Below are 20992 nucleotides of genomic sequence, written 5' to 3' on the forward strand. Positions count from 1 at the left end.
TCAGTTATCTCCCGATGCCGACGGCAACCGGATCTCGCAGGTCTTCAACGCCTCCAGGCTGCCCTTCACCTCGATGCGTGATTCGCTGGCCAGGCTGCCGATGCGCAGTACATAGAACGACTCCGGGATATCCTCGTACTCGTCGGGTGCCGCGATCAACACACCTGCGGCGACGAAGCCCGCATTCTTCCAGGTGTTACCCAACGACGACAGGATCGACTGATCGATCTTCACCAGGTCCTGCGCCTGCAGTCGCTCGATCGCCTCACGCGCTTCCTGGTTGTCACCCGTGTCGGCCAGCGCGGCGGCCAATGCTTCTTTGTTCAACATCGTGCTCATCTCAGTAATGAATGACCGAACGGATCGACTTGCCTTCGTGCATCAGGTCGAAGGCTTCGTTGATCTTGTCCAGTTCCATCGTGTGGGTGACGAACGGCGCCAGTTCGATGTCGCCCTTCATCGCGTCCTCGACCATGCCCGGCAACTGGCTGCGGCCCTTCACGCCACCGAACGCGGTACCCAGCCACTTGCGGCCGGTGACCAGCTGGAACGGGCGGGTGGAGATTTCCTGGCCTGCGCCAGCCACGCCGATGATCACGCTCTGGCCCCAGCCACGGTGCGCGCATTCCAGCGCCGCCCGCATCACCTGGGTGTTGCCGATGCACTCGAAGCTGTGGTCCACGCCCCAGCCGGTCATTTCCACGATCACCTGCTGGATCGGCTTGTCATGGTCCTTCGGGTTGACGCAGTCGGTGGCACCGAACTGCCTGGCCAGCTCGAACTTGGACGGGTTGGTGTCGATGGCGATGATGCGGCCGGCCTTGGCCTGGCGCGCGCCCTGGATCACCGCCAGGCCGATGCCGCCGAGGCCGAACACGGCCACGCTGTCACCCTCGGCCACCTTGGCGGTGTTGTGCACCGCGCCGATACCGGTGGTGACGCCGCAGCCCAGCAGGCAGACGTGCTCCGGATTGGCTTCCGGGTTGACCTTGGCCAGCGACACCTCGGCCACCACGGTGTACTCGGAGAAGGTCGAGCAGCCCATGTAGTGGTAGATCGGCTCGCCGTTATAGGAGAAGCGGCTGGTGCCGTCCGGCATCACGCCCTTGCCCTGCGTCGCGCGCACGGCGGTGCACAGGTTGGTCTTGCCGCTCTTGCAGAACAGGCACTGGCCGCACTCGGCGGTGTACAGCGGGATGACGTGGTCACCCGGCTTCACCGAGGTCACCCCCTCGCCCACCTCGACCACGATGCCGGCGCCTTCATGGCCCAGCACGCACGGGAACAGGCCTTCCGGATCATCGCCGGACAGGGTGAAGGCATCGGTGTGGCAGACGCCGGTATGGGTGATCTTGACCAGCACTTCGCCCGCCTTGGGCGGGGCGACGTCGATCTCGACGATCTGCAGCGGCTGGCCCGGGCCAAAGGCGACGGCGGCACGTGATTTCATGGGATTCTCCTGCGCAATGATGGAGCGCGGCACGACGCACCGCGCACTGATTTGAAGGGGTTACTTGAGATAGGAGCGGATCAGGCTGGACATCTCGGCCACGCGCGTGGCGCGCTGCGCATCGGACTGCGCGGGCTGGCCGAATTCCTCGCGCAGGTGCGCCTCCATCACCTCGGACATCAGCCCGTTGACGGCACCGCGGATGGCGGCGATCTGCTGCAGCACAGGGTTGCAGTCCGCCCCGGCCTCCAGCGCGCGCTCCAACGCATCGCACTGGCCACGGATGCGTTTGACCCGGGCCAGCACCTTCTTCTTTTCCTCGGGCGAGTGCGGCACCGACCGGCCCTCCTATCCTGTACTGGGGGATAGTATATTGAGGTGACCCCGGGAATGCCAATGACCTCTTGGCTGGCTGCAGTCATCGGCAAGCGCCCCCAGCAAGGCTGACGCTACCGGGACGCCCCCCCTGCCCGATCAGGCCGGTTTCCCGGCCTTGTGATACGCGACAAGCGCATTGGCATGGCCGTAGCCAAGCTTGTGCTCGGCCTTGAGGAAGGCCACCTGTTCCATGTGCTTCCGGTCCTGGACGGTGTCCAGCAGCGCGAGCCAGTGCGCCACCGGCTTTCCGTAGGTCTTCTCGATGGACGGGAAGTAGGACGCCGGGCCCTTGACCTTGGTATCTGTCGTCATGAACGCTCCTCGTTGTTGTGGTGAGGCCGGCGATCCACCCCCTTGGCGGACCTGACCGTGCTTCTTCTTCCCCGACGAATGAGAGGGCCCGGAATCGACACTCGATTCCATGGATACATGCGCCCCCGCGGTCGGTCTCATTCGCGGAGCTCTTCTCCTCGCCCGTAGGGCCCGTGCACCTGCTGCCTGATCCAGTGCGCAGGCCCGCCCTCCTCCAAACGTCGCCCCCCCTTCGGATGATGCCCGAGCCGGAATCCTTCATGGCCAACACCCATCAGTCGCATCATGTACAGAAACAGCCTTGACGGATTCAGCTTCCCATCCGTGGATTGCCGGCCTGCATCCATCGTGACGTGCTAGCATGAAATCGCTGGCATGGCCCGCTACGCGCGCTTTGCGCAACTGTCTGGATTGTTGCCCACTTCGCTCCCTTTCATGCGTTACCTGCCCAGATGCATGGGCGGTCGCTCGGCGGAGTGCGCGATGCCCGGCTATACGACACGCGATGTGAAGGTCACCGTCGGTGGCCAGTCTTACCTGCTGCGCATCCTCAGCGACAAGCAGCAATTCAGCGATCCGGACGGCCATGGCGAACGCCTTGGCATTTCCTCGGCGCAATGGAGCCTGTTCGGCCAACTGTGGCCATCCGGACACGTGCTTGCCCAGGCCATGTCCCGCTTCGACATCCAGGGCAAACGCATACTCGAGCTGGGTTGTGGCATTGGCCTGGCCAGCATCGTGCTGATGCAGCGAGGTGCCGATGTGATTGCTTCAGACATGCATCCGTTGGCCGAACCGTTCCTCGCCTACAACGCCGCACTGAACGCACTACCTGCCGTGCACTATCGCCAACTACGCTGGGACAGGGAACTGCCCGCGCTTGGCACGTTTGACCTGATCATCGCCAGCGACGTGCTCTACGAGCGCGCGCAGACCAACTTGATGGCCGATGTCATCCTGCGTCATGCCAAACCCAGCGCTGAGGTGGTCATCACCGACCCCGGCCGGGGCAACAGCGCACGCTTCAGCCGGATGCTGGAACAGCAGGGCTTCGCCTTCCTGTCGACAAGATGCCCGATGGATGATGCCGATACCGAGCCTTTCCGCGGACAGCTGCTTCATTACTCGCGCGGCATGACCGCGGTGGCGACATGAACCGGGTCGAGCGCGAGAAGCGCGCCAAGATCACCTGCGCCACATGCGATGCGCTGTGCTGCCAGCTCACCGTGGTTCTGGATGAGAAGGATGACGTGCCCGCCCACCTGACCACGCATCTTCCCGGCGGCCTGCATGTCATGGCCAAGGATCAGGAGGGGTGGTGCGTTGCCCTGGACGGGCTGCACATGCAGTGCCGCATCTACGCCAGCAGGCCAACCGCCTGCCGATCCTTCGTGATGGGCGGCCCCTACTGTCGCGCCGAGCGCGACGAACATGCCCGGCAGGGCGCTCGCACGATCGCATTGCAACTTATATGAGGAGCACTCCATGGCGACACCTCCCCGCAAGTCGGCCCGCTACCCCGCAGTGAAGACCACTCCGTTCTTCAGCCCGAACGTGCAGAAGCACGACCTGAGTCGTGAGCGCATCGCCGAAGACATGGCCGCATTCCGAAGCGCCGGTGGAAAGATCGAGGTGCTCGGCAATACGCCCTTCCGGATGAAGACCTCGCCGGACAAATCCGCGGCCAACCCGCAGGCGCCGCCCACCGCAGCCGGTGACAGCGCCACGCCCGCCAGGTCGCACAAGCGCAAGTAATCAGCTGGGCCGGGCGCGTGTGCCCGTCCACGCCGCTGCCGGAATCGCATCCGTTCCTGGCGCAGGCCGCGTGCACCGTGGGCTGGCATGCGTGCCGGGCCGCGGATCCGGGCTGCCATGTCACCGGTAGAACATGACTTCCATCACATTCCTGCCGACAAATGCGCGGGATATACATGGTTGGCACGTCATACCGCGCTGACCTGGTGCATCAGCCCTCTCCGTCCGGAACAACACCGCATGAAGCACGCCGCTATCGTCAACTGCATCGTTGCAATCGCCCTTTCCAGCGCGTCGGTGGCCTGTGCTACTTACGACGACTCAGCAATGAACCAAGCCTGCAATGACTCGGTTTTCGTGAAGGACCTCCCGCCCCAGGTCGCCGCCCGGGAAAGCAAGTGCCGCTCCGCGCAGGTCTGGTCGTCCAATCGTGCCGAAGATGACAAACCGATCGACTTCGGGGGCAAGAAGGACTAACCGCCCACCGCACGCAGGCACCAGCGGGCGCCCATCCCCTGATGTGGCGCACCGGCCTGCAAGCACGCATGCCCGGGTGGCGCACCTGGCGGGATCACCGGAACGCGTCCATCAGAAGATAGGTTCCCGGGGCACGCTGGTATTGGTCGATCAAGGGCACCAGCCGCCGGAAGTGCTCCGTACTGCAATGCGCGTCCAGCGCTGCACGGTCCGGCCACTCTTCGATGAAGACGAAATGCCCCGGATCCTTTTCGTCGACGTACAGCGCGTAGGAGATACACAGTGGCTCCTGGCGGGTGCGCTCGACCAGCTCGCGATAGAGCGGTGCGACCGTCGCGATGTGTTCGGGCTTGATGAAGTCCTGGGCAATCACCTTGAGCACTGCATTTTCATCCGGTGGAACGAAGGAGGCGCCGGACCCTTGTGTCCCTGCACGAGGAGCGACCATGGGTGCCGGCGAATCCGGCAATCATAAGCGCCACGTACCCGTGGATGTCGGGCAGGGTTTCGGGGAACTGCAGTCGCACACGGCGACGCCAGAGATCGGGCGACAGAGGTCGAAAGCCGGATTCCCGCATGGCACGTATGCCAACGCGGCCGCTCGGACCGCACCCCGCACATCCTTGCGCGGGGCAGCCAAACAGTGAGCCCAGGCGGCTTCCCATGAACACCACGTGGGCCACTGCTCACTCACTCGGACAGCTCAGCTGTCGTTCGCGGCCTTGCGGTCCTGCTGCCCTTCTTCGACAGGCTCGGCCTGCGGAACAAGCTCCAGCGGATCGACTTTCTTCCCGTCCTTGTCGACCGGAGAAGGCGGACTGCTCTCCTTCTGCGATTCAGTCCTGGCGTTCGGATTGGAACCTTGCGGAGGCATGCTCATATCCCTTCCTCGTACAACGGCATGATTGCCGCAGCCCCACGGTGCGCGCATCCACGTTAGCCGTTCGTTCGCTTTCCGATGCCGCCGGAGTGCATGCGCGTTGACTGCAAGCAGTAATACTCACCCGGGAAAATCCAACTTCCGCGATAACCGGCATCATCCAGCCGCCTACCGCGAATATACCGGCAACGCCCAACCGGGCTCCCGCTATGCATCGGGTGGGAAATCACTGAACCGTAAAGAAATCGGCACGACGAAGTACCGGCCAAGCGCGATAAACAGGCTTCAAGCGATTGAATCGCACAATTCCCCCGCAAAGCGCCTATGGTGATTGGAGATGAGCTCACCCAGTGCTCAGGGCCGCAGCGATGAACTACGAAGAAGCAAGGGCGGATCTCGACGATCTGGCCCTTGAGATGACGACGTCGAATCACGCCTGGACACAGACCAAACGGCTGGAAAAGCTGCGTGCACTCGCCATCGTCACCAGGCGCGCATTGAAAGAGGCAGCGGGTACCTCTAACGAGCAGGAGCGCCTGAACGGCATCGAGGCAGTACTCGATCGCATCAAAAGCATGATGGAGTCGGGAGCGCAGCTCGAGAAACTGAAGGAAGGCTACATCCATCGTTGATCCGCGCAGCGATTGATCGACCTCCCATCAGCCACCGGATGATGTCGGCTGCAATTGCCGCTGCCCAACCACAGCAGGCAGGACTCGCCCCACACCGCGCCTGGGATATGGCTTCCATGCCCGGTCCTGGAGACCACAACGCTGCTGATACTCTTGGCCCTCCCGGACCCTCCTCCGCTCGCGATGGCTGACACCCCACCTGCCCCGCCCCCGCAATACCGGCTCGACGACCTGCGCATCGACGTGGCACGCCAGCGGGTGACGCGCGAGGACGGGCAGCTGCTGGACGTGAGTGGGCTCAGCTTCCGCCTGCTGCATTACCTGCTCACGCAGGGCACGCGCGTGGTGGGCTTCGATGAGCTGATCGCGCAGATCTGGGCACCGGCGCATGTCAACGAGGAAACCGTGACCCAGCGCGTGCGCCTGCTGCGGCAGGCACTGGGCGAGGACGGCCGGCAACCGCGCTACCTGCGCTCGGTGCGCGGCCAGGGCTACCAGCTGTGCAGCGAACCTTCGCTCGATGCGCCACTACCGCCGGCCCCCGCGCACGCACGACGCGGCCTGGTCATTGCCGGTGCCATCGTGCTGCTGGCGGCAGCAGGCATCGCCTGGTGGCAATGGCCCGACGCCGACAACCCGGCGCACTCCCCGCTGCTGCAGCGCGCCGACTACTACGCCGGCATCGGCCAGCGTGACAACAACGAACGCGCGCTTGCGCTGTACCGCCAACGCCTGCAGGAAGCGCCGGATGACGCCCTCGCCACGCTGGGCGCGGCACGCGCCCTGGCCGCGCGCCTGTGCCTGTACAGCGGCAGCCGCGACGATGCCGACCAAGCCCAGGCGATGGCCGAAGCGGTGATCGCCCGCCAGCCGCGGCTGGCTGCCGCGCATGCGGCGCTGGCCTATGCCCATGACTGCCGCGGCGCGGTCGATGCGGCCATCGCCGGCTACGAGCGCAGCGTGCAACTGGATCCCGACGCCGATGCCAGTCGCGCCTCGGCGGCCTACCTGTACGCCCGGCAGGGCCGCCTGGCCGATGCACTCGACGCCAATCTCGCCGTGCGGCATCCCGGGCAGGTGCGGTTCTGGGAGCTGCAGGTGGCCTCCAACCTCGACCTGCTCGGGTACGCCGCCGCAGCCGAAGCACGCTACCGGCGCAGCTTCCAGCTGTACCCGGACAACGTGTTCTCCAACCAGGCCTGGCCCACGTTCCTGTTCGAACATGGGCGCATGGAGGAGGCCCGTGCGGCACTGGCCGAAGCACGGGCCCGTGGCACCGCGCATGCCGGGTTGCACCTGCTCGGTGCGGAACTGGCACTGCTGCAGGGCGATGCCCACGGCGCGCAGGTGGAAGCAGGCAAGGCACGGGCACTGAAGCCGCACGCCAGCCTGCCACGGACGGTCGCCTGGATCACCGGTGCCGCCGTCCGGCCTACGTCGGCCGAACTGTTGGTGCAATCCAACGCCCTGCGCGAAGGCCTGCAGGGCAGCGATGCCTTCGATGGCATCGACGCCGCCCTGCTGGCCGATCTGGCCGGTGACCGCAGCGCTGCATTGGCAGCGCTGCAGGCAGCCGTTGCCGCGGGCTACCGCGATGCCAACTACCTGCGCGTGTCACCGCTGCTCGCAGGCCTGCGCACCGACCCCGGCTTCACGCCGGTGCTGGCAACGATCACGTCCGCCATCGCCGCCGAGCGGGCACGCATCAACGCGGCCGGGCGGTTGCCGGCCGACGCCAAGGACGTCACGGCAACGCGCTGAGGATGTAGTCCTGCAGCAGCTTGCGGGTTTCCTGGTGCATGCCGCGCTGGTTGTAGCGGGTGCGCGTGACCACGACCACCAGTTGCTTGTCCGGCACCACGAACACCGCATTGCCACCATTGCCTGACATCGTCCACGCATGCAGCTCCTGCGTGCCCATGGTGATGGTGAAGCGCCACATCTGGTAGCCGTAATCGGCGTCGAACGGGGTCTGTGCGCGCACCTGCATCATCGCCTGCACCCAGCCCGGCGACAGCACCTGTCGTCCGTTCCAGCGACCGCCGTCGGCCAACAACTGGCCGAGCCTGGCCAGATCGCGGCTGCGGTACTCGGTGCCACCGCCGCCCATGCCGACGCCTTCGGAGGCGTGTTGCCAGACCGAGCCGCTGATGCCCAGCGGGCGCTCCAGCGCGTCTGCCGCGAAGCGCTCCAATGGCATCGCGCTGGCGCGCTCGACGATGGCGCCGAGCAGGAACGAATTGGCGGTGCAGTAGGCGAACGCACGGCCGTGCGGACTGTCCGCCGGTCGCTTCACCCACGGCGCGTAGCCGCGTTCGGGCAGGTCCAGGGTGAAGCCGGTCCAATCGGCGCTGACATACATGCGCTCCTCATGCCCGGCCGAGTATTCGTTGTTGTCATCACATTCCCACTGCGCGCTCATGCTCAGCAGGTCCTCGACGGTGGTGGCGTCCTTGAACCTGCCCGGGTGCGCGGGCGTGCGCTCGGGGAAGAAGCCAAGCACCTTCGCGTCGACCCCGGTGATCAAGCCACGGTCGATGGCCGCCCCGACCAGCATCGCGGTCACGCTCTTGGTCAACGAGCGGGTGTTGTGCAGGGTCGTGCGGTCGGCACCGTTGAAGTAGGCCTCGTGTACCAGCTTGCCGCGGTGGACGACCAGCACGCTGGTGGTGTCGGGCGCCTCGCCGCCACGGATCGCGGCATCCAGCGCGGCAAGGCGAGTGGCATCCAGGCCCTGGCTGGCGGGGTCGGCGACGGTCCAGTCAGGGGACGTGGAGGCCGCGGCGGAGGCGGCCAGGGAGGGAACGAAGGAGGCAAGGACGGCAAGCAGGGCGAGGCGGATCGGGCGGGGCATGGAGGCGCTCCAGGTAGGGAGCGCCCAGCCGACCATGGCCCCGAATGAACTGCCTGATGTGCGGATGAAGATTAATGAAGTCGTTTTCAATCAAATGGTTGCGCCGCATCCGCGCTCGCAGGGATCAGCCGGCGAGCCAGGCGTCCGTCGAGGTCACGCGCGCATAACCGAAGGCGAAGGCCGCCATCATCGCCGCATGCACCTGCGCCGCCGGGGCGGTGACGCCGTTGAACGCCAGGTCCAGCGTGGCGCAGGCATCGTGCAGCACGGTGACCGTGTAGCCGAAGTCGGCGGCGGCCCGCACGCAGGCGTCCACGCACATATGGCTCATCGCACCGATGACGACCACCTCGCCAACGCCGCGGGCATCCAGCTGCTGCTTCAGGTCGGTGTCGCGGAACGCATTGACGAAGTGCTTGGTGATCACCGGCTCGTCTTCCCGCGGGGCGACGACGGCCTGCATCTCCACCCCGTCCGAGCCCGGCACGAAGATTGGCGCTTCGTTGCTGGCCGATTCGTGACGGACATGCAGCACCGGGATGCCGGTGCGGCGGGCTTCGGCGATGACCGTCACCGCGTGGGCGACGGCGGCCTCGATGCCGGTGAGTGGCAGCTTGCCGGTGGGCAGGTATTCGTTCTGCAGATCAATGACGATGACGGCACGCTTGTGCATGGGGCTCCCGGTTCACGTATGGAAAACGTGGGAGAATTTTCCGCCGCCAGCCGCACGCAGCGAAGGGGCGTCACCGACATTCTTGAGGGCTGCACCGACAGATGCACCACGACCGCCACATCGAGATCGGGATACTGCGCTACCCCGGCGCACAACTGGCGGCCGTACTCGGGTTGGCCGACCTGCTCGCCCTGGCCGGCAGGATCGCCCACCGTCACGCGCCCGCAGGACCGCCGCAGCTGCATGTCACGCAATGGCATATCGCCGTACCGGGGCAGCGCCCAGCGCCGGACGCACCTTCCCCCGCGCAGTGCAGCCTGCGACCGGACGTATTGATCCTGCCGCCGAGCCTGGAGGAACCACTCACCACCGAGGCGGCCGCGCCCTACCTCGATTGGCTGCGTGGCCTGCATGACACCGGCAGCACGCTCGCCTCGGTCTGCGCCGGGGCCTACCTGCTGGGCGAAACCGGGCGCATCGATGGCCGCACCATCACCACCAACTGGGCGTTCAACGACAGCTTCGCCAGCCGCTTCCCTGCGGTGCGGCTGGACACCGACCAACTGGTCATCGACGACGGCGACATCCTGACCGCCGGCGGGGCGATGGCCTGGATCGACCTGGGCCTGCGCCTGGTGGAGCGCTACCTCGGCGTGGCGGTGATGCTGGACACCGCACGCACCCTGCTGGTTGATCCGCTCGGACGCCAGCAGCGTTACTACAGCAGCTTCGCGCCCCGCGTCTCGCATGGCGATGCAGCGGTGCTGGCAGTGCAGCAATGGCTGCACGAAACACACGCCAAGGCGGCAGCCCTGCCCGAGCTTGCACGCCGCGCCGGGCTGGAGGAGCGCACCTTCCTGCGCCGTTTCCAGAAGGCCACCGGCATGACCGCCACCGAGTACGGGCAGCGCGTGCGCGTGGCCCATGCACGCGACCTGCTGCAGTCCACCCGGCTGCCACTGGAACGCGTGGCCTGGGACGTCGGCTACAGCGACCCGGGCTCGTTCCGCAAGGTGTTCCACCGCATCGTCGGCCTGACCCCGGGCGAGTACCGGCGGCGGTTCAACGCGGGCTGAGGCCCTCAGCCTTCCAAGCCGGATTTGAGCCGGTCCAGCAGGGTCAGCGCATGGGTGGCGTACTGGCTGATCCAGCGCTCGTGGATGTGCTTGATGGGCAGCGGATTGAGGTGGTTCCAGCGTTCGCGCCCTTCGCGCTGGACGATCACCAGGTCGGCCGCTTCCAGCACCTTCAGGTGCTGCATGACCGTGCAGCGGTCCATGTCGTCGAATGCCTCGCACAGCATGCCGGTGGTGCGTGGCTGCTCCTTCAGGCAGTCGAGCAGCGCCCGCCGCCGGGGGTGGGCCAGCGCCTTGAAAACCGCGTCTTCCGCATCGCCATCCATCATGTTATATATTTATAACACATAGCCACCCAGTGCAAGAGGAGCAGTGCCATGAAGCCTGAATTCCGGGTATCCGCACGCATCGCCAAGCCGGTCAGCGCGGTGTTCGATGCGGTCGTGAATCCTGAAACGCTCAGCGCGTACTTCACCACCCTGGGCGGCGCCAGCGCACCGCTGGTGGCCGGTACGACGGTGCTGTGGTGGGGCGACGTGCCGGTGGACGTGGCCGAGGTGATACCGGACAGCCGCATCGTCCTGCATTGGGATGGCCCCCGCGCCGCCGATGGCACCGCCACCTACAAGACCCGCATCGAAATGAACTTCACCGCACTCGATGGCACCGCCACCCTGGTCACCATCGCCGAGACCGGTTGGCATGAGGACGTGCAGGGCCAGCGCAGCGCCTACATCAACTGCGAAGGCTGGTCGCAGATGCTCAGTTGCATGAAGGCATTCCTGGAGTACGGCATCAACCTGCGCGCGGGCTACTACCCCAGCGAACTCAATGGCGAACCGGCGCGCGCGCCGCTCGTGGACGACGAATAGAACCCGGGAGCATCCGCCATGCATACGACCTTCCAGGGTGGCATCGACATCGCCATCAAGGTACCGCCGCATCAGTACGAGGCAACGCTGCAGTTCTACCGGGACGTCATCGGCCTGACCCCCATCACCGACAAGCTGCCGGACATCGGCTTCGCGCTGGGGCCGACCCGGCTGTGGATCGCCGAAGCACCGGGAATGAGCCAGGCCGAAGTGTGGCTGGAGCTGTTCACCGAGCGCTTCGAGGACGCCGCGGCACATCTGGCCAAGGCCGGCGTCGTTCGTTGCGACGCCATCGAACCCTTGCCGGAAGGCTTCCGGGGTGGCTGGATCACCAACCCCGCCGGCATCGTCCACATGGTCCGCGAGCCGGATGCATGGTGACCGGCGTGGCAGCGGTGCCAGGAGCCAGCGTGTTCAATCCAGCCCGAGCTCCTGCCGCAATGCCGCGACATGGGCACGGCCAACGGTAAGCGCCGCACCGTCGCTCAGCACCAGCCAGTAGCGACTGCCCGAGCCGGCATGCAGGCTACGTACATGGCGCAGGTTCACCAGGTAGGAGCGGTGGCAACGCACGAAATCGGGGGGCAGCACCGCGCCCAGGCCGGCGAGCGACTTGTCGTGCAGTTCGCTGCGCCCGTCGGACATGTGCAGTTCGCTGTAGTCGCCATCGGCACGGATCCACACGACATCCGCCAGTTCGACCAGGGCCGTGCCCTGGGCCCGCCAGATGCCGAGATAGCGGGCGCGACCGGAGCGGTAGCGCCCCACGTCCAGCAACCGCTGCAGGGCCTGGCCCAACCGCTCGCGCGAGAACGGCTTGGGGACGAAATCCAGCACGCCATGCTCGAACGCCTGCAATGCACGCTCACGATGCGCCGAGACCACCACGCAGTGGTAGCGCCCGGACACGGCCTTCCGCAGCAGTTCAAAGCCGTCCTCGCCGCCAAGATTGAGGTCCAGCAACAGGCCGTCGTAGACGCTGCGCCCCAGCCTGTCGCCCGCGGACTCCAGGTCCTCCACCGCATCGAAGCGTGCGCGGGCACCGGCCAGCTCCGCGCACAGGCGCAGAAGGCGTTGGCGTACCAGCGGCTCATCCTCGACGATCAGGATGCGCATGGCAGCTCGATCCGGCCACGCCAATCGGCGCCATCGGCCCCTTGGGTGAACTGCCAGCGGCCGGGCCAGGCGACCTCCAGGCTGGCCTCGATGTAGCGCGTGCCGGTTCCCCTGCCGCGATGTGGCGATGATCCGCGCACACTCCGCAGCTCCAGGACCCAACGGTCATTCTCCTGATGCACGCGCAGGCGGAATGGATGCTGCGCGCAGGCGACGGCCCCGGCATGGGTCAATGCGTTCTCGACCTGGGCGTGCAGTACGCCGGGGGGCAACGACACGCCAATGTCGGCGGCCTCCACCTCCAGCGCGATGGGCCGGTCCAGGGCCAGGCCAACGATGTCCAGATGACTGCGGCACAGCGCCAGCTCATCGGCCAGGGGAACGCTCGGCCGGGCGCTGCTGTCGCGAAGGCGATCGAACTGGTCAGCCAATGATTCAACCATCCGGCTGGCGCGTGGCGGCTCGCGTTCGATCAGTTCCTGCAGGCAGGTCAGCGTGTTCATGAGCCAATGCGGCTGGATGCCCCGTTGCAGCAGTTGCAGCGACAGCTGCGCGCGCTCCTCGCGCAGTCGCGCGTTGTTGCGGTCCAGCGCACGCAGTTGCGCGGCGTGCCGCAGCAGCAGGAAGACCATCAGCACCGACAACAGCAGGAAGTACGGCCCATCCAGGAACGCACCGCGTTCGATCGCCAGGGCCATCGCACCGGCCAGCAGCAGGGCCAGGATCGGCCAGCGCTCCTCCCGCGCTTCACGGGCGCGCAGCAGAACCCCCGCCGAGGCCAACAGGCTCAGCAGCAGCACCACGGTGGAGCGGGCGTCGAAGCTGGGCATGAAGATCGCCGCTGCCACCAGGCCCGCCAGGTACACGGCGCAGGCGCCGGCTGGCACGGCAACACGGAAGCGCTGGGCCAGGTAGGCCGGCAACAACGCCGCCGCAGCCACGTGCAGGCACAGCAGGGCGAGCAGGCGTGGGCCATGCCACGGATAGGCATAGCCCAGCAGCGACCGCCACGCCTCCACCACCGGCAACACCAGGCCGACCGCGCACAGCGCCAGCAGCAGGCGCGTGTCCGCCGTGCGCGGACGCCCACGCTGCACCGCCAGGAAGTACAGGCATGCCGCCGCCAGTGCCCCCATGGCGAACGCCGCGATCAACCAGGGTCGGAGCAGGTGGCCAAACAGCAGCTCCGGCGGCGCCACTACGGCAACTGCGTCGGCGCTGCGCAGCGCGATGCCCTGATGGTGGCTGGAGGCAAGTACCAACAATTCGTCCGCGCCCGCGTCAGGAGATGCAGGCAGTATCCGGACGATGTCGACGCGGCCGGGGTGCTCTGCTTCGGCGGTACGGCCCACGACGCCGTTGCCCGGCAAGGGCTGCCCGTTCCAGTACAGCTGGCTGGCACCGCGCAGCGACAGGCGAAGTGCACGGCTGGCCCCGTGCTGTTCCCCCGGCGTCCCCGAGTGCCAGCGCAGCCAGTACGGCCCCCGCCAACCGGCCAGGACGCCCTGGTCCAGCGGGCGCCAGTCCGCCGTGGCTGGCGGGTGCCGCGGCAATGCCCCGGACGCCGGCAGCACCGCCGGCGCCATCTCACCGTCCAGCACCTGCACCTTGGCCATGTCCGGCGTGGCAACGGCCATCCACGCCGCAACGGCGGCGGTCAGTACCGCGAGTACGGCCATGGTCCGGAAGATCTGCATGCGCCCATCGTATCGGCTGGACGGAGACATTGGACGGCCAGCTGGAGACGTTGGGCGGACCGGCGCGGCCGGATCGACGCGTACGGGGCGATGGTGGTCACGCCCCCTGCACCCGGTACCACTTCCGCCGTCGTCGGGGCCAGTTCCACACCCACGCTTGCCCACAACCGGAGTCCGCCATGTCCCGCACACCGCGCACCGTTCCCTTCGACCGTCGCCCCTCCCCGCATCGGGCCGGCGTACTGGCCACCCTGTGCCTGGCCCTGGCCGCAACTGCAGCGGCACCGGCAGCAGCCGGCAAGGCCCCGACGCCGCTGGTGTTCTCCCCCTATGCCATGGTCACCAAGAGCCACGGCACGATTGCCACCGAGGAGGCCTTCCTGGAGGTGCCGCGCCGACACAGCGAGCCCGATGGGCCACGCATCCGCCTGCGGGTGGTGCGCCTGCCCGCCACCGGCGGCGATGGCCGCGCCGCACCGGTGGTCTACCTGGCCGGCGGCCCGGGTGGATCGGGTTTCGGGACGGCGCTTGGGCCGCGCTGGCCGGTGTTCGATCGCGTCCGTCGCCAGACCGATGTCCTGCTGCTCGACCAGCGCGGCACGGACTTCTCGGAAATGCCCCCGGAATGCTCGCACGCACATCGCTTCGCCGACGCCGAGCCATTGCAGCGTGAGGCCGCTTTGGCCGCGCTGCGCGGTGCAGCCACCGAATGCATCAACGAATGGCGCAATGTCGGCGTCGATCTCGGCGCGTACACCACCGCCGAAAGTGCCGACGACATCGACGACCTCCGGCGCGCCATGGGCCTGCCGCGCATCAGCCTGTGGGGCATGAGCTACGGCACGCACCTGGCCCTGGCCACGGTTCGCCGCCACGGCCCGCAGCTTGAGCGGGTGGTGCTGATGGGAACCGAGGGCCCGGACGATACGATCAAGCTGCCGCTGGCGGCGGACACGCTGCTGGCAGACCTGTCCACGGTCGCGCGCAAGGACGGCTTCGACGACCTGCAAGGCGCCGCCCGACGCGTGCTGGCAAGCTTGCGCCAGCACCCCGTGCAGGCAAGCAGCCCGTTGCATGGCGGCAGAACCGTCACCATCGGCGAGTTCGACGCGCAGATCGCCATCGCAAACGCGCTTGGCCGGCGCTCGACGCAGCGGATGCTGCCACTGCTGCTGCGCGAAGCCGAAGCAGGTGACTACACGTTGCTGGCCGGGTTCGTGCTGATGATGCGCGAGGACATGGGCAGCTTCCGCGCCATGCCGTTGGCGATGGACGTTGCTTCCGGACAGAGCCCGCAACGGCGCGCCCTGGTCCAGGCGCAGGCACGCGAAAGCCTGTTTGGCGACGCGTTGAACTTCCCGCTTCCGGAACTGGCGGTCGGCCTGGGGTTGGCCGACCTGGGTGAAGCATTCCGTGCGCCGCTGCGCAGCGATGTCCCGACGTTGTTCATCAGCGGCACGCTCGACGGCCGGACCCCGCCGGCCAATGCCCAGGCCTTGCTGCCCGGCTTCAGCAAGGGCCAGCACCTGCGCGTACGCGGCGCCAGCCATGACAACGAACTCTGGCTGGGCAACGCCGCCATCGCCGACCGGATCGCGGACTTCCTCGCCGGCAAGACGGTCGGCGCGGACGCACTGGACGTGCCATTACCCGTGTTCATCACGCGCAAAAGCGAGCTGTAGTAGCGCTCCGTGCAATGCCGGTCGCCGATCGGCATTGCACGCTTCCGTAGCGCGCCCCGATCAGCCGATGCCCCGCATCGCGCTCACACGCGCTGCAGGCGAAGATTGCGCCAGGTGGGCACCGGCCCACGGAAGTCCGCCGCCTCGCCGTCGCTGGTAAAGAACAGGCCGGGCTCGGTTTCAACGACCAGCCGTGTTCCATCCAGGTACAACCACCCCGAGCGCCGCTCCACCTCGACCACCATCGAGGAGCGGCCCCATTGGTCGATGCGGTAGCGGCCCAGCCAACGCTCCCACTGCGGCGTGTCCGGACCGCGTGGCAGGTCCGGGCCGTCATTGTGGTCAAGGCTCTCCTCGCCCGATGCACATTCAAGATGCGCTGGCTGGTCGCCGGTGGCAGCGTGGTAGCGATAGCTGACCACCTCACCCTCCGCATCCACCGTGAACACCGCATCGACATCCATCACGCCGAGCGCGACACCGGGCTCGCCCTCCGTTCGATGCAGGTGCAGGCGTCCCTCGTCATCGCTGCGGATCTGCGCGCGCACGTTGCGGCCGATCCAATGGCCAGCGAAGGCACGCACCCGCGCCGGGATCGGCTGGATCGTGGCCAGCGCCGAGGCCGGCAACCGCGGTGCGCGTGGCCCGAAGCGGGCCGCCAGCAGTTGATCGATCAGCGCGTCACCAAAGCGATAGCCGGCCGAGGTGGCGCGATTGAACATGGCCGCGAAGCCCACACCCGCTTCCACGCAGTAGGTGAACACGCAGCCGAAGCCGAAACCTCCGCCACGATGGTGCAGCAGGCGCACCGGGTTCTGGCCGTAGCGTCGCTCGGTACGCATCACGCCCAGCCCGTAGTCACCGCCCAGCCCGAAGCCGTGCATCTGCTTCCATGACGCCGGCGCCAGCAGCTGGCGGCCCGCGTGGCGGCCGCCGGAAAGCATGAACGCCAGGTAGGTCGCCATGTCGCGGGCACTGGTCCACACCCCGCCGGACACGAGCAGCGGCGTCACCGAAGGCACTTCTGCATGGCCCTCCTGGAGACCGCGCGCGCGGTTGGCACGCGCCTGGTGGACCGCCGCGTCGGCGGTGCTGTCCTGCATTCCGAGCGGCGCGAACAACCGCGTCTGCAGCCATTGCGCATACGGCATGCCCACGGCCCGCTCCAGGATATGCCCGGCCAGGTCGAAGCCGAGGTTCGAGTAGCGGTAACGCTCACCCACCGGGAAGCGCAGCCAGGTCTTCTCGATGCTGCGCACGTGCGTCTCGAAATCGGGAGAAGCAGCCTCATAGTTGTTGCCCACCGGTGCCTCATGGGTGAAGCCGGCGCGGTTGGCCAACAACAGGCGCAGGGTGATCCGCTCCTGCGGCGCGCGCTCGAAGCGACTGTTCACCGTGAACGCCGGCAGGTAGCGGGTGATGGGCGCATCCAGATCGAGCAGGCCATCCTGCACCGCCAGCAACACCGCGACGGCAGCGAAATGCTTGGAGGTGGACTGGATGCTGAAAAGCGTGCGGGCATCGACCGCCTGCCCGTCCACGTCGGAGGTGTGGCCAAACCCTTCCACCCACTGCGGCGTCCCATCCTGCACAAGGCAGACCGCGGTCGCGCCGATCCTGCTGCCGGCCATGGCGGACACGATGGCGCTGCGCTCGCCATCGATGAGTGAAGCCGTGCCGGCAGGTGCCGCGGCGGCGAGGGCGGCACTGGCAGGAACCAGGCCCACGGCCGGCAGCGCGGCCGTGCTGGCCAGGAAGGAGCGGCGATTGAGCGTGTAAGCCATGGATGCACCTGCCCTCTGCAAAGGGGCGATGCTTGCACTCCAGCAGCGCGCGGACATGTGTCGTTCGACATAAATGACACGAACAAGGCGTGATGCACCTCGCAGGACCGGCATTCTTCACGCGCGGAGGCAAGCCTCCAGCACGCCTGAGGCGCGGCATGCACCTTCATCATCCATCGCCGCGAACCTGCTTTCCGCTACCCTTCCACGGATTTTTCCAAATGAGAACCGCCGTGGACTCCTTCAACCTGATGCGCGCGTTCCGGCGGATCGTCGAGCGTGGTGGAATGGCGCGTGCCGCCGAAGACCTGGGTATGTCGGCAGCGGGCCTGAGCAAGCAGCTGCGTACACTGGAGGCGCATCTTGGCGTCGTGCTATTGCAGCGCACGACCCGGCGCATGAGCCTGACCGATACCGGCCAGGCCTACTACCTGGAGTGTTGTCGCCTGCTCGACGAGCTGGACGCGCTGGAGCGCGGCATCGCACGCCAGCGCGAGGAAGTCAGTGGACGACTGCGGGTCAACGCCCCGCTGTCATTCGCACTGAACACACTGTCGCCGTTGCTGCCGCGCTTCCTCGCCCGCTACCCCCAGGTCGCGCTGGACCTGGTGATGGAGGACCGGCTGGTCGATGCGGTGGGAGAAGGCTTCGATGTTTCGCTGCGGCTGCGCGCCGTACTGGAAGACTCCACCCTCGTCGCACGACGGCTGGCCTCCGTTGAGCAGGTGTTGTGCGCAGCGCCGGCATACCTGCAGCAACACCCTGCGCCTACCACAGCCGCGCAGCTGCGCCAGCATACGCTGCTGGCCTACAGCCTGTCCGACTCACCAGGTGGTTGGCCATTGCAAGGTCCGGATGGGCCGGTGACCGTGAACCCGCCCACACGCGTGAGCGCCAACAACAGCCTGCTGCTGCGCGACCTGCTGGTTGCCGGCGTCGGTATCGGCGCCCTGCCTTCGTTCCTGGCGGCACCGGCGTTGGCCGGCGGGCAGCTGCAGCAGGTACTGCCCGACCACCGCTATCCGCCACGCATCGTATATGCGGTCTACCCCACCCAGCGTCACCTGCAGCCCAAGGTGCGCGCCTTCATCGACTTCCTGCAGGACGTATTACCACAGTGCGCAGGGCTGGATTCCTGACATCTGGCAAAAACTGAGCTGCCGGGCAGCCACTGTTTCGCCGCCGGACCACTGCCTAACCTGCGCTCTTCCGCTGGGCCGGGCATGACAGTGGCACGTGATCACCGACCCAACCTGGTCGAACGCGCCATCTGCCTGCGACGGGCCCCGTCCTGACGCGCCACGCGTCGTTCCCTGCAAGGAGTCCCCCATGATCCAACGTCCCCTCGCCGCCGCACTGGGCGTGCTGCTGGCCACACTCTCCCCGCTCACCGCCGCACATTCCGGCTCCGCTCCCGCGGGGCAGCAGGTCGGCACCAGCCCCTGGGGGCCGGACGACGAGATCGGCCGCCTCAACCTGATCACCGAGCAGTCGCGCGCAGCAATCCTCGCGCGTGTCACCGGTGGCAAGGTCTACGACCTCGCCACCGACTACTACGTCGGCATGCCCAGCTGGCAGGATGCCGGCGACCCGCACTACCAGTTCTGGATGACGCACACGCCGCAGGGCACGGTGATCGACGACCCGATGGGCGTGGGCGAAGCCATGAACATCACGCGCAGCTATACCGGCACCGCCTTTTCGATGTACAGCCACACCGGCACACACATCGATGCGTTGAATCACTTCGGCATCCATGGCCGCATCTGGAACGGCTTCGAGGCCCGCACGCACCTGGGCGACCGCGGCTGGAGGGTCACCGGCATCGAGAAGTTCCCGCCGCTGGTGGCACGCGGCGTGCTGATCGACGTCGCTGGTGCCAAGGGCATGGACATGCTGCCGGAGAGCTACCGCGTCACCCGCCAGGACCTGCAGGATGCACTGCATCGCCAGAAGGTCAGTCTGCAGCAAGGTGACATCGTGTTGATCCGCACCGGGCGCATGCAACTGTTCAACCAGCCCAAGGCCTACATGGCAAACCCACCTGGCATGAGCCTGGATGCAGCTCGCTTCCTGGTCGAGGATGGAGGTGCGATGGTGGTCGGCGCCGACAACCTCAGCTTCGAGACCTTCCCGTCGGAAGTGGCCGACGACTACGTTCCGTTGCATACCTATCTGCTGGCCCAGCAAGGGGCTCCGATCATCGAACTGATCGCGCTGGACGAACTGGCCCGCGACCGGGTCTACGAGTTTGCCTTCATCGGCGGGCCGCTGAAGATCCGCGGTGGCGACGCCGCGCCACTGCGGCCGGTGGCACTGCCGGTGCACTGAGCACCTCGCCGCAGCTGAGCAGCGCGGCCCTCAGCGCGGCGCAGCTTGCGCTTGCGCAAGCGTCCGCTCGAAGTCCGCGCGGAAGTTCTTCACCAGCCGCGGCAGCAACACCGGATCAATGAATGCATCATCGTCCCCGCGCGCACGCTGCTGCTCCCGCTCCAGTACCTCGGCCACCGACGGGTGGCTGGTCAGCACGATGTCGGCGCGCATCACCGCCAGCTTGGCGAAAGTGGCGCGGTAGTCCTCGACGATGCGGGGATAGGCACGATTGCCGACCAGGGTATTGCCGGCCACGGTGATGCTGCACAGGAACAGCACCTCGCGCGGCGTGCCCCGGTCGTTCACCGTCATGCTCCAGCTGGTGCAGCCACGCGTATGCCCCGGCGTCAGGTGCGCGGTCAGTTCGACATCGCCCAGGCGCACCCGTTCGCCGTCGCTGACCACCTGGTCGACCCGGATCGGCTCGAATGGCTGGATGCCGTAGTTGTTGTCGCCCTGGTTGCGTCCGTTCTCCAGGGCCCAGCGGTCACCCTCGCTGGCGATCATGCGCGCGCCGGTGTCGCGCTTGATCCGCGCCATCGCACCGACATGGTCGGCATGGGCGTGGTCGCTGATCAGCAGCTTCACGTCGGTCAGGCGTACGCCCAGGCTCTCGATGTTGCGTTCGATCAGCGCCGCGTTCTCCGGTAGGGTGGCATCCAGCAGGATCGCCCCCGCCTCTGTGGTGATGAGGTACGCGGACAGTCCTTCGGTACCGACGTAGTGCACGTTGCCTGCGACCTGGAAGGGCGCGACCGGTGCCGACCATTCCGCCGGATCGGCCGCCAGCGCCGGCCAGATGCTGGCCGCGGCCAGTGCGGTGGCGAGGATGCCAAACCCGTTGCCAATCTTCATGCGTCCGCCTTCGTTGTGTGGATGGAACCGAACGATGCGCCGCACCGGCATCGCCCACAATCGAGCAGATTTCGGCCCAGCCATCAGGTTTTCTCATGCCACGCCAGGCGCGGTGGCGCGCGACAC

General features: G+C 66.9%; 25 protein-coding genes. 12 read left to right on the forward strand and 13 right to left on the reverse strand.

The features are described from left to right. From IB227_RS12210 to IB227_RS12225, 4 genes are all read right to left on the reverse strand, one after another. On the reverse strand, positions 1-330 hold the full coding sequence (locus tag IB227_RS12210; RefSeq protein WP_192287619.1) for a DUF3658 domain-containing protein: 330 nt from the start codon (positions 328-330) through the stop codon (positions 1-3). A 10-nt stretch (positions 331-340) separates the two neighbouring features. After that, entirely contained in the window at positions 341-1450 is a 1110-nt protein-coding gene (locus IB227_RS12215; protein WP_192287620.1) for an S-(hydroxymethyl)glutathione dehydrogenase/class III alcohol dehydrogenase, read from the reverse strand. A gap of 60 nt (positions 1451-1510) precedes the next feature. Continuing rightward, positions 1511-1786 carry a metal/formaldehyde-sensitive transcriptional repressor gene (locus IB227_RS12220; RefSeq protein ID WP_192287621.1) on the reverse strand — a complete coding sequence of 92 codons (276 nt, stop codon included), beginning with the start codon at positions 1784-1786 and terminating at the stop codon, positions 1511-1513. Between the two features lie 138 nt (positions 1787-1924). Further along, positions 1925-2140 (reverse strand): DUF4287 domain-containing protein, encoded by a 216-nt coding sequence (locus tag IB227_RS12225; RefSeq protein ID WP_192287622.1) that lies wholly within the window; start codon positions 2138-2140, stop codon positions 1925-1927. Between the two features lie 483 nt (positions 2141-2623). Here IB227_RS12225 and IB227_RS12230 point away from each other — a divergent pair, with 483 nt between their 5' ends. The 4 genes from IB227_RS12230 to IB227_RS12245 all read left to right on the forward strand — a co-directional run bounded on the left by IB227_RS12230 (position 2624) and on the right by IB227_RS12245 (position 4372). After that, on the forward strand, positions 2624-3295 hold the full coding sequence (locus tag IB227_RS12230) for a methyltransferase domain-containing protein (protein ID WP_192287932.1): 672 nt from the start codon (positions 2624-2626) through the stop codon (positions 3293-3295). Further along, the gene (locus IB227_RS12235; protein WP_132865593.1) at positions 3292-3615 is read left to right on the forward strand and encodes a YkgJ family cysteine cluster protein; all 324 of its coding nucleotides are present in this window, start codon (positions 3292-3294) and stop codon (positions 3613-3615) included. The genes IB227_RS12230 and IB227_RS12235 overlap by 4 nt, the downstream gene beginning before the upstream one ends. A gap of 10 nt (positions 3616-3625) precedes the next feature. After that, a complete protein-coding gene (locus IB227_RS12240; protein WP_192287953.1) occupies positions 3626-3895 on the forward strand; it encodes a hypothetical protein in 270 nt (89 codons plus the stop codon). A gap of 240 nt (positions 3896-4135) precedes the next feature. Next, positions 4136-4372 carry a hypothetical protein gene (locus tag IB227_RS12245; protein ID WP_192287623.1) on the forward strand — a complete coding sequence of 79 codons (237 nt, stop codon included), beginning with the start codon at positions 4136-4138 and terminating at the stop codon, positions 4370-4372. A gap of 94 nt (positions 4373-4466) precedes the next feature. Here the strand turns inward: IB227_RS12245 and IB227_RS12250 are convergent, their stop codons facing one another. Together IB227_RS12250 and IB227_RS12255 are read right to left on the reverse strand one after the other, a co-directional pair. Next, positions 4467-4754, reverse strand: coding sequence for a putative quinol monooxygenase (locus IB227_RS12250; RefSeq protein ID WP_132865596.1), 288 nt, complete (start codon positions 4752-4754; stop codon positions 4467-4469). A gap of 321 nt (positions 4755-5075) precedes the next feature. Next, positions 5076-5252, reverse strand: a complete 177-nt coding sequence (locus IB227_RS12255; protein ID WP_165931211.1) for a hypothetical protein — start codon at positions 5250-5252, stop codon at positions 5076-5078. A 368-nt stretch (positions 5253-5620) separates the two neighbouring features. Here IB227_RS12255 and IB227_RS12260 point away from each other — a divergent pair, with 368 nt between their 5' ends. Beyond that, positions 5621-5884, forward strand: coding sequence for a hypothetical protein (locus IB227_RS12260; RefSeq protein WP_192287624.1), 264 nt, complete (start codon positions 5621-5623; stop codon positions 5882-5884). A gap of 183 nt (positions 5885-6067) precedes the next feature. Further along, the gene (locus tag IB227_RS12265; protein WP_192287625.1) at positions 6068-7645 is read left to right on the forward strand and encodes a winged helix-turn-helix domain-containing protein; all 1578 of its coding nucleotides are present in this window, start codon (positions 6068-6070) and stop codon (positions 7643-7645) included. Here IB227_RS12265 and IB227_RS12270 read toward each other — a convergent pair. Both IB227_RS12270 and IB227_RS12275 read right to left on the reverse strand, forming a co-directional pair. Then, a complete protein-coding gene (locus IB227_RS12270) occupies positions 7629-8738 on the reverse strand; it encodes a serine hydrolase (protein WP_192287626.1) in 1110 nt (369 codons plus the stop codon). The genes IB227_RS12265 and IB227_RS12270 overlap by 17 nt on opposite strands. Positions 8739-8862: 124 nt before the next feature. Further along, positions 8863-9411 (reverse strand): cysteine hydrolase family protein, encoded by a 549-nt coding sequence (locus tag IB227_RS12275; protein ID WP_192287627.1) that lies wholly within the window; start codon positions 9409-9411, stop codon positions 8863-8865. A 101-nt stretch (positions 9412-9512) separates the two neighbouring features. Between IB227_RS12275 and IB227_RS12280 the strand changes: the two genes are divergently transcribed. Continuing rightward, on the forward strand, positions 9513-10487 hold the full coding sequence (locus tag IB227_RS12280; protein WP_192287628.1) for a helix-turn-helix domain-containing protein: 975 nt from the start codon (positions 9513-9515) through the stop codon (positions 10485-10487). Positions 10488-10492: 5 nt separating this feature from the next. On the opposite strand, the gene IB227_RS12285 is transcribed toward IB227_RS12280, so the two are convergent. Beyond that, positions 10493-10816: a metalloregulator ArsR/SmtB family transcription factor gene (locus tag IB227_RS12285; RefSeq protein ID WP_207911828.1), complete on the reverse strand. Its 324-nt coding sequence runs from the start codon at positions 10814-10816 to the stop codon at positions 10493-10495. A 48-nt stretch (positions 10817-10864) separates the two neighbouring features. Here IB227_RS12285 and IB227_RS12290 point away from each other — a divergent pair, with 48 nt between their 5' ends. Then, on the forward strand, positions 10865-11359 hold the full coding sequence (locus IB227_RS12290) for an SRPBCC domain-containing protein (protein WP_192287629.1): 495 nt from the start codon (positions 10865-10867) through the stop codon (positions 11357-11359). A gap of 18 nt (positions 11360-11377) precedes the next feature. After that, a complete protein-coding gene (locus tag IB227_RS12295; RefSeq protein WP_132865603.1) occupies positions 11378-11740 on the forward strand; it encodes a hypothetical protein in 363 nt (120 codons plus the stop codon). Between the two features lie 33 nt (positions 11741-11773). Here the strand turns inward: IB227_RS12295 and IB227_RS12300 are convergent, their stop codons facing one another. Both IB227_RS12300 and IB227_RS12305 read right to left on the reverse strand, forming a co-directional pair. After that, a complete protein-coding gene (locus tag IB227_RS12300; protein ID WP_132865604.1) occupies positions 11774-12475 on the reverse strand; it encodes a LytTR family DNA-binding domain-containing protein in 702 nt (233 codons plus the stop codon). Beyond that, on the reverse strand, positions 12463-14172 hold the full coding sequence (locus IB227_RS12305; RefSeq protein WP_192287630.1) for a sensor histidine kinase: 1710 nt from the start codon (positions 14170-14172) through the stop codon (positions 12463-12465). Before IB227_RS12305 ends, IB227_RS12300 begins: the two co-directional genes overlap by 13 nt. Before the next feature lie 179 nt (positions 14173-14351). Between IB227_RS12305 and IB227_RS12310 the strand changes: the two genes are divergently transcribed. After that, positions 14352-15854 carry an alpha/beta fold hydrolase gene (locus tag IB227_RS12310; RefSeq protein WP_192287631.1) on the forward strand — a complete coding sequence of 501 codons (1503 nt, stop codon included), beginning with the start codon at positions 14352-14354 and terminating at the stop codon, positions 15852-15854. An 83-nt stretch (positions 15855-15937) separates the two neighbouring features. On the opposite strand, the gene IB227_RS12315 is transcribed toward IB227_RS12310, so the two are convergent. After that, a complete protein-coding gene (locus tag IB227_RS12315; RefSeq protein WP_192287632.1) occupies positions 15938-17638 on the reverse strand; it encodes a serine hydrolase domain-containing protein in 1701 nt (566 codons plus the stop codon). Positions 17639-17859: 221 nt separating this feature from the next. On the opposite strand from IB227_RS12315, the gene IB227_RS12320 reads away from it, so the two are divergent. Both IB227_RS12320 and IB227_RS12325 read left to right on the forward strand, forming a co-directional pair. Further along, a complete protein-coding gene (locus IB227_RS12320; RefSeq protein ID WP_192287633.1) occupies positions 17860-18777 on the forward strand; it encodes a LysR family transcriptional regulator in 918 nt (305 codons plus the stop codon). Between the two features lie 190 nt (positions 18778-18967). Beyond that, positions 18968-19969 (forward strand): cyclase family protein, encoded by a 1002-nt coding sequence (locus IB227_RS12325; RefSeq protein WP_192287634.1) that lies wholly within the window; start codon positions 18968-18970, stop codon positions 19967-19969. A 30-nt stretch (positions 19970-19999) separates the two neighbouring features. On the opposite strand, the gene bla is transcribed toward IB227_RS12325, so the two are convergent. Continuing rightward, the gene (gene bla / locus IB227_RS12330; RefSeq protein WP_192287635.1) at positions 20000-20866 is read right to left on the reverse strand and encodes a subclass B3 metallo-beta-lactamase; all 867 of its coding nucleotides are present in this window, start codon (positions 20864-20866) and stop codon (positions 20000-20002) included. Between the last annotated feature and the right edge of the window lie 126 nt (positions 20867-20992).

It is taken from the genome of Stenotrophomonas sp. STM01 (assembly GCF_014852135.1).
Classification (GTDB): Bacteria; Pseudomonadota; Gammaproteobacteria; order Xanthomonadales; family Xanthomonadaceae; genus Stenotrophomonas; species Stenotrophomonas capsici.

Coding starts and splice junctions, on each gene's coding strand:
- IB227_RS12210 (WP_192287619.1), bottom strand. CDS start 330: ATGTTGAACAAAGAAGCATTGGCCGCCGCGCTGGCCGACACGGGTGAC.
- IB227_RS12215 (WP_192287620.1), bottom strand. CDS start 1,450: ATGAAATCACGTGCCGCCGTCGCCTTTGGCCCGGGCCAGCCGCTGCAG.
- IB227_RS12225 (WP_192287622.1), bottom strand. CDS start 2,140: ATGACGACAGATACCAAGGTCAAGGGCCCGGCGTCCTACTTCCCGTCC.
- IB227_RS12230 (WP_192287932.1), top strand. CDS start 2,624: ATGCCCGGCTATACGACACGCGATGTGAAGGTCACCGTCGGTGGCCAG.
- IB227_RS12235 (WP_132865593.1), top strand. CDS start 3,292: ATGAACCGGGTCGAGCGCGAGAAGCGCGCCAAGATCACCTGCGCCACA.
- IB227_RS12240 (WP_192287953.1), top strand. CDS start 3,626: ATGGCGACACCTCCCCGCAAGTCGGCCCGCTACCCCGCAGTGAAGACC.
- IB227_RS12245 (WP_192287623.1), top strand. CDS start 4,136: ATGAAGCACGCCGCTATCGTCAACTGCATCGTTGCAATCGCCCTTTCC.
- IB227_RS12255 (WP_165931211.1), bottom strand. CDS start 5,252: ATGAGCATGCCTCCGCAAGGTTCCAATCCGAACGCCAGGACTGAATCG.
- IB227_RS12260 (WP_192287624.1), top strand. CDS start 5,621: ATGAACTACGAAGAAGCAAGGGCGGATCTCGACGATCTGGCCCTTGAG.
- IB227_RS12265 (WP_192287625.1), top strand. CDS start 6,068: ATGGCTGACACCCCACCTGCCCCGCCCCCGCAATACCGGCTCGACGAC.
- IB227_RS12270 (WP_192287626.1), bottom strand. CDS start 8,738: ATGCCCCGCCCGATCCGCCTCGCCCTGCTTGCCGTCCTTGCCTCCTTC.
- IB227_RS12275 (WP_192287627.1), bottom strand. CDS start 9,411: ATGCACAAGCGTGCCGTCATCGTCATTGATCTGCAGAACGAATACCTG.
- IB227_RS12280 (WP_192287628.1), top strand. CDS start 9,513: ATGCACCACGACCGCCACATCGAGATCGGGATACTGCGCTACCCCGGC.
- IB227_RS12285 (WP_207911828.1), bottom strand. CDS start 10,816: ATGATGGATGGCGATGCGGAAGACGCGGTTTTCAAGGCGCTGGCCCAC.
- IB227_RS12290 (WP_192287629.1), top strand. CDS start 10,865: ATGAAGCCTGAATTCCGGGTATCCGCACGCATCGCCAAGCCGGTCAGC.
- IB227_RS12295 (WP_132865603.1), top strand. CDS start 11,378: ATGCATACGACCTTCCAGGGTGGCATCGACATCGCCATCAAGGTACCG.
- IB227_RS12300 (WP_132865604.1), bottom strand. CDS start 12,475: ATGCGCATCCTGATCGTCGAGGATGAGCCGCTGGTACGCCAACGCCTT.
- IB227_RS12305 (WP_192287630.1), bottom strand. CDS start 14,172: ATGCAGATCTTCCGGACCATGGCCGTACTCGCGGTACTGACCGCCGCC.
- IB227_RS12310 (WP_192287631.1), top strand. CDS start 14,352: ATGTCCCGCACACCGCGCACCGTTCCCTTCGACCGTCGCCCCTCCCCG.
- IB227_RS12315 (WP_192287632.1), bottom strand. CDS start 17,638: ATGGCTTACACGCTCAATCGCCGCTCCTTCCTGGCCAGCACGGCCGCG.
- IB227_RS12320 (WP_192287633.1), top strand. CDS start 17,860: ATGAGAACCGCCGTGGACTCCTTCAACCTGATGCGCGCGTTCCGGCGG.
- IB227_RS12325 (WP_192287634.1), top strand. CDS start 18,968: ATGATCCAACGTCCCCTCGCCGCCGCACTGGGCGTGCTGCTGGCCACA.
- bla (WP_192287635.1), bottom strand. CDS start 20,866: ATGAAGATTGGCAACGGGTTTGGCATCCTCGCCACCGCACTGGCCGCG.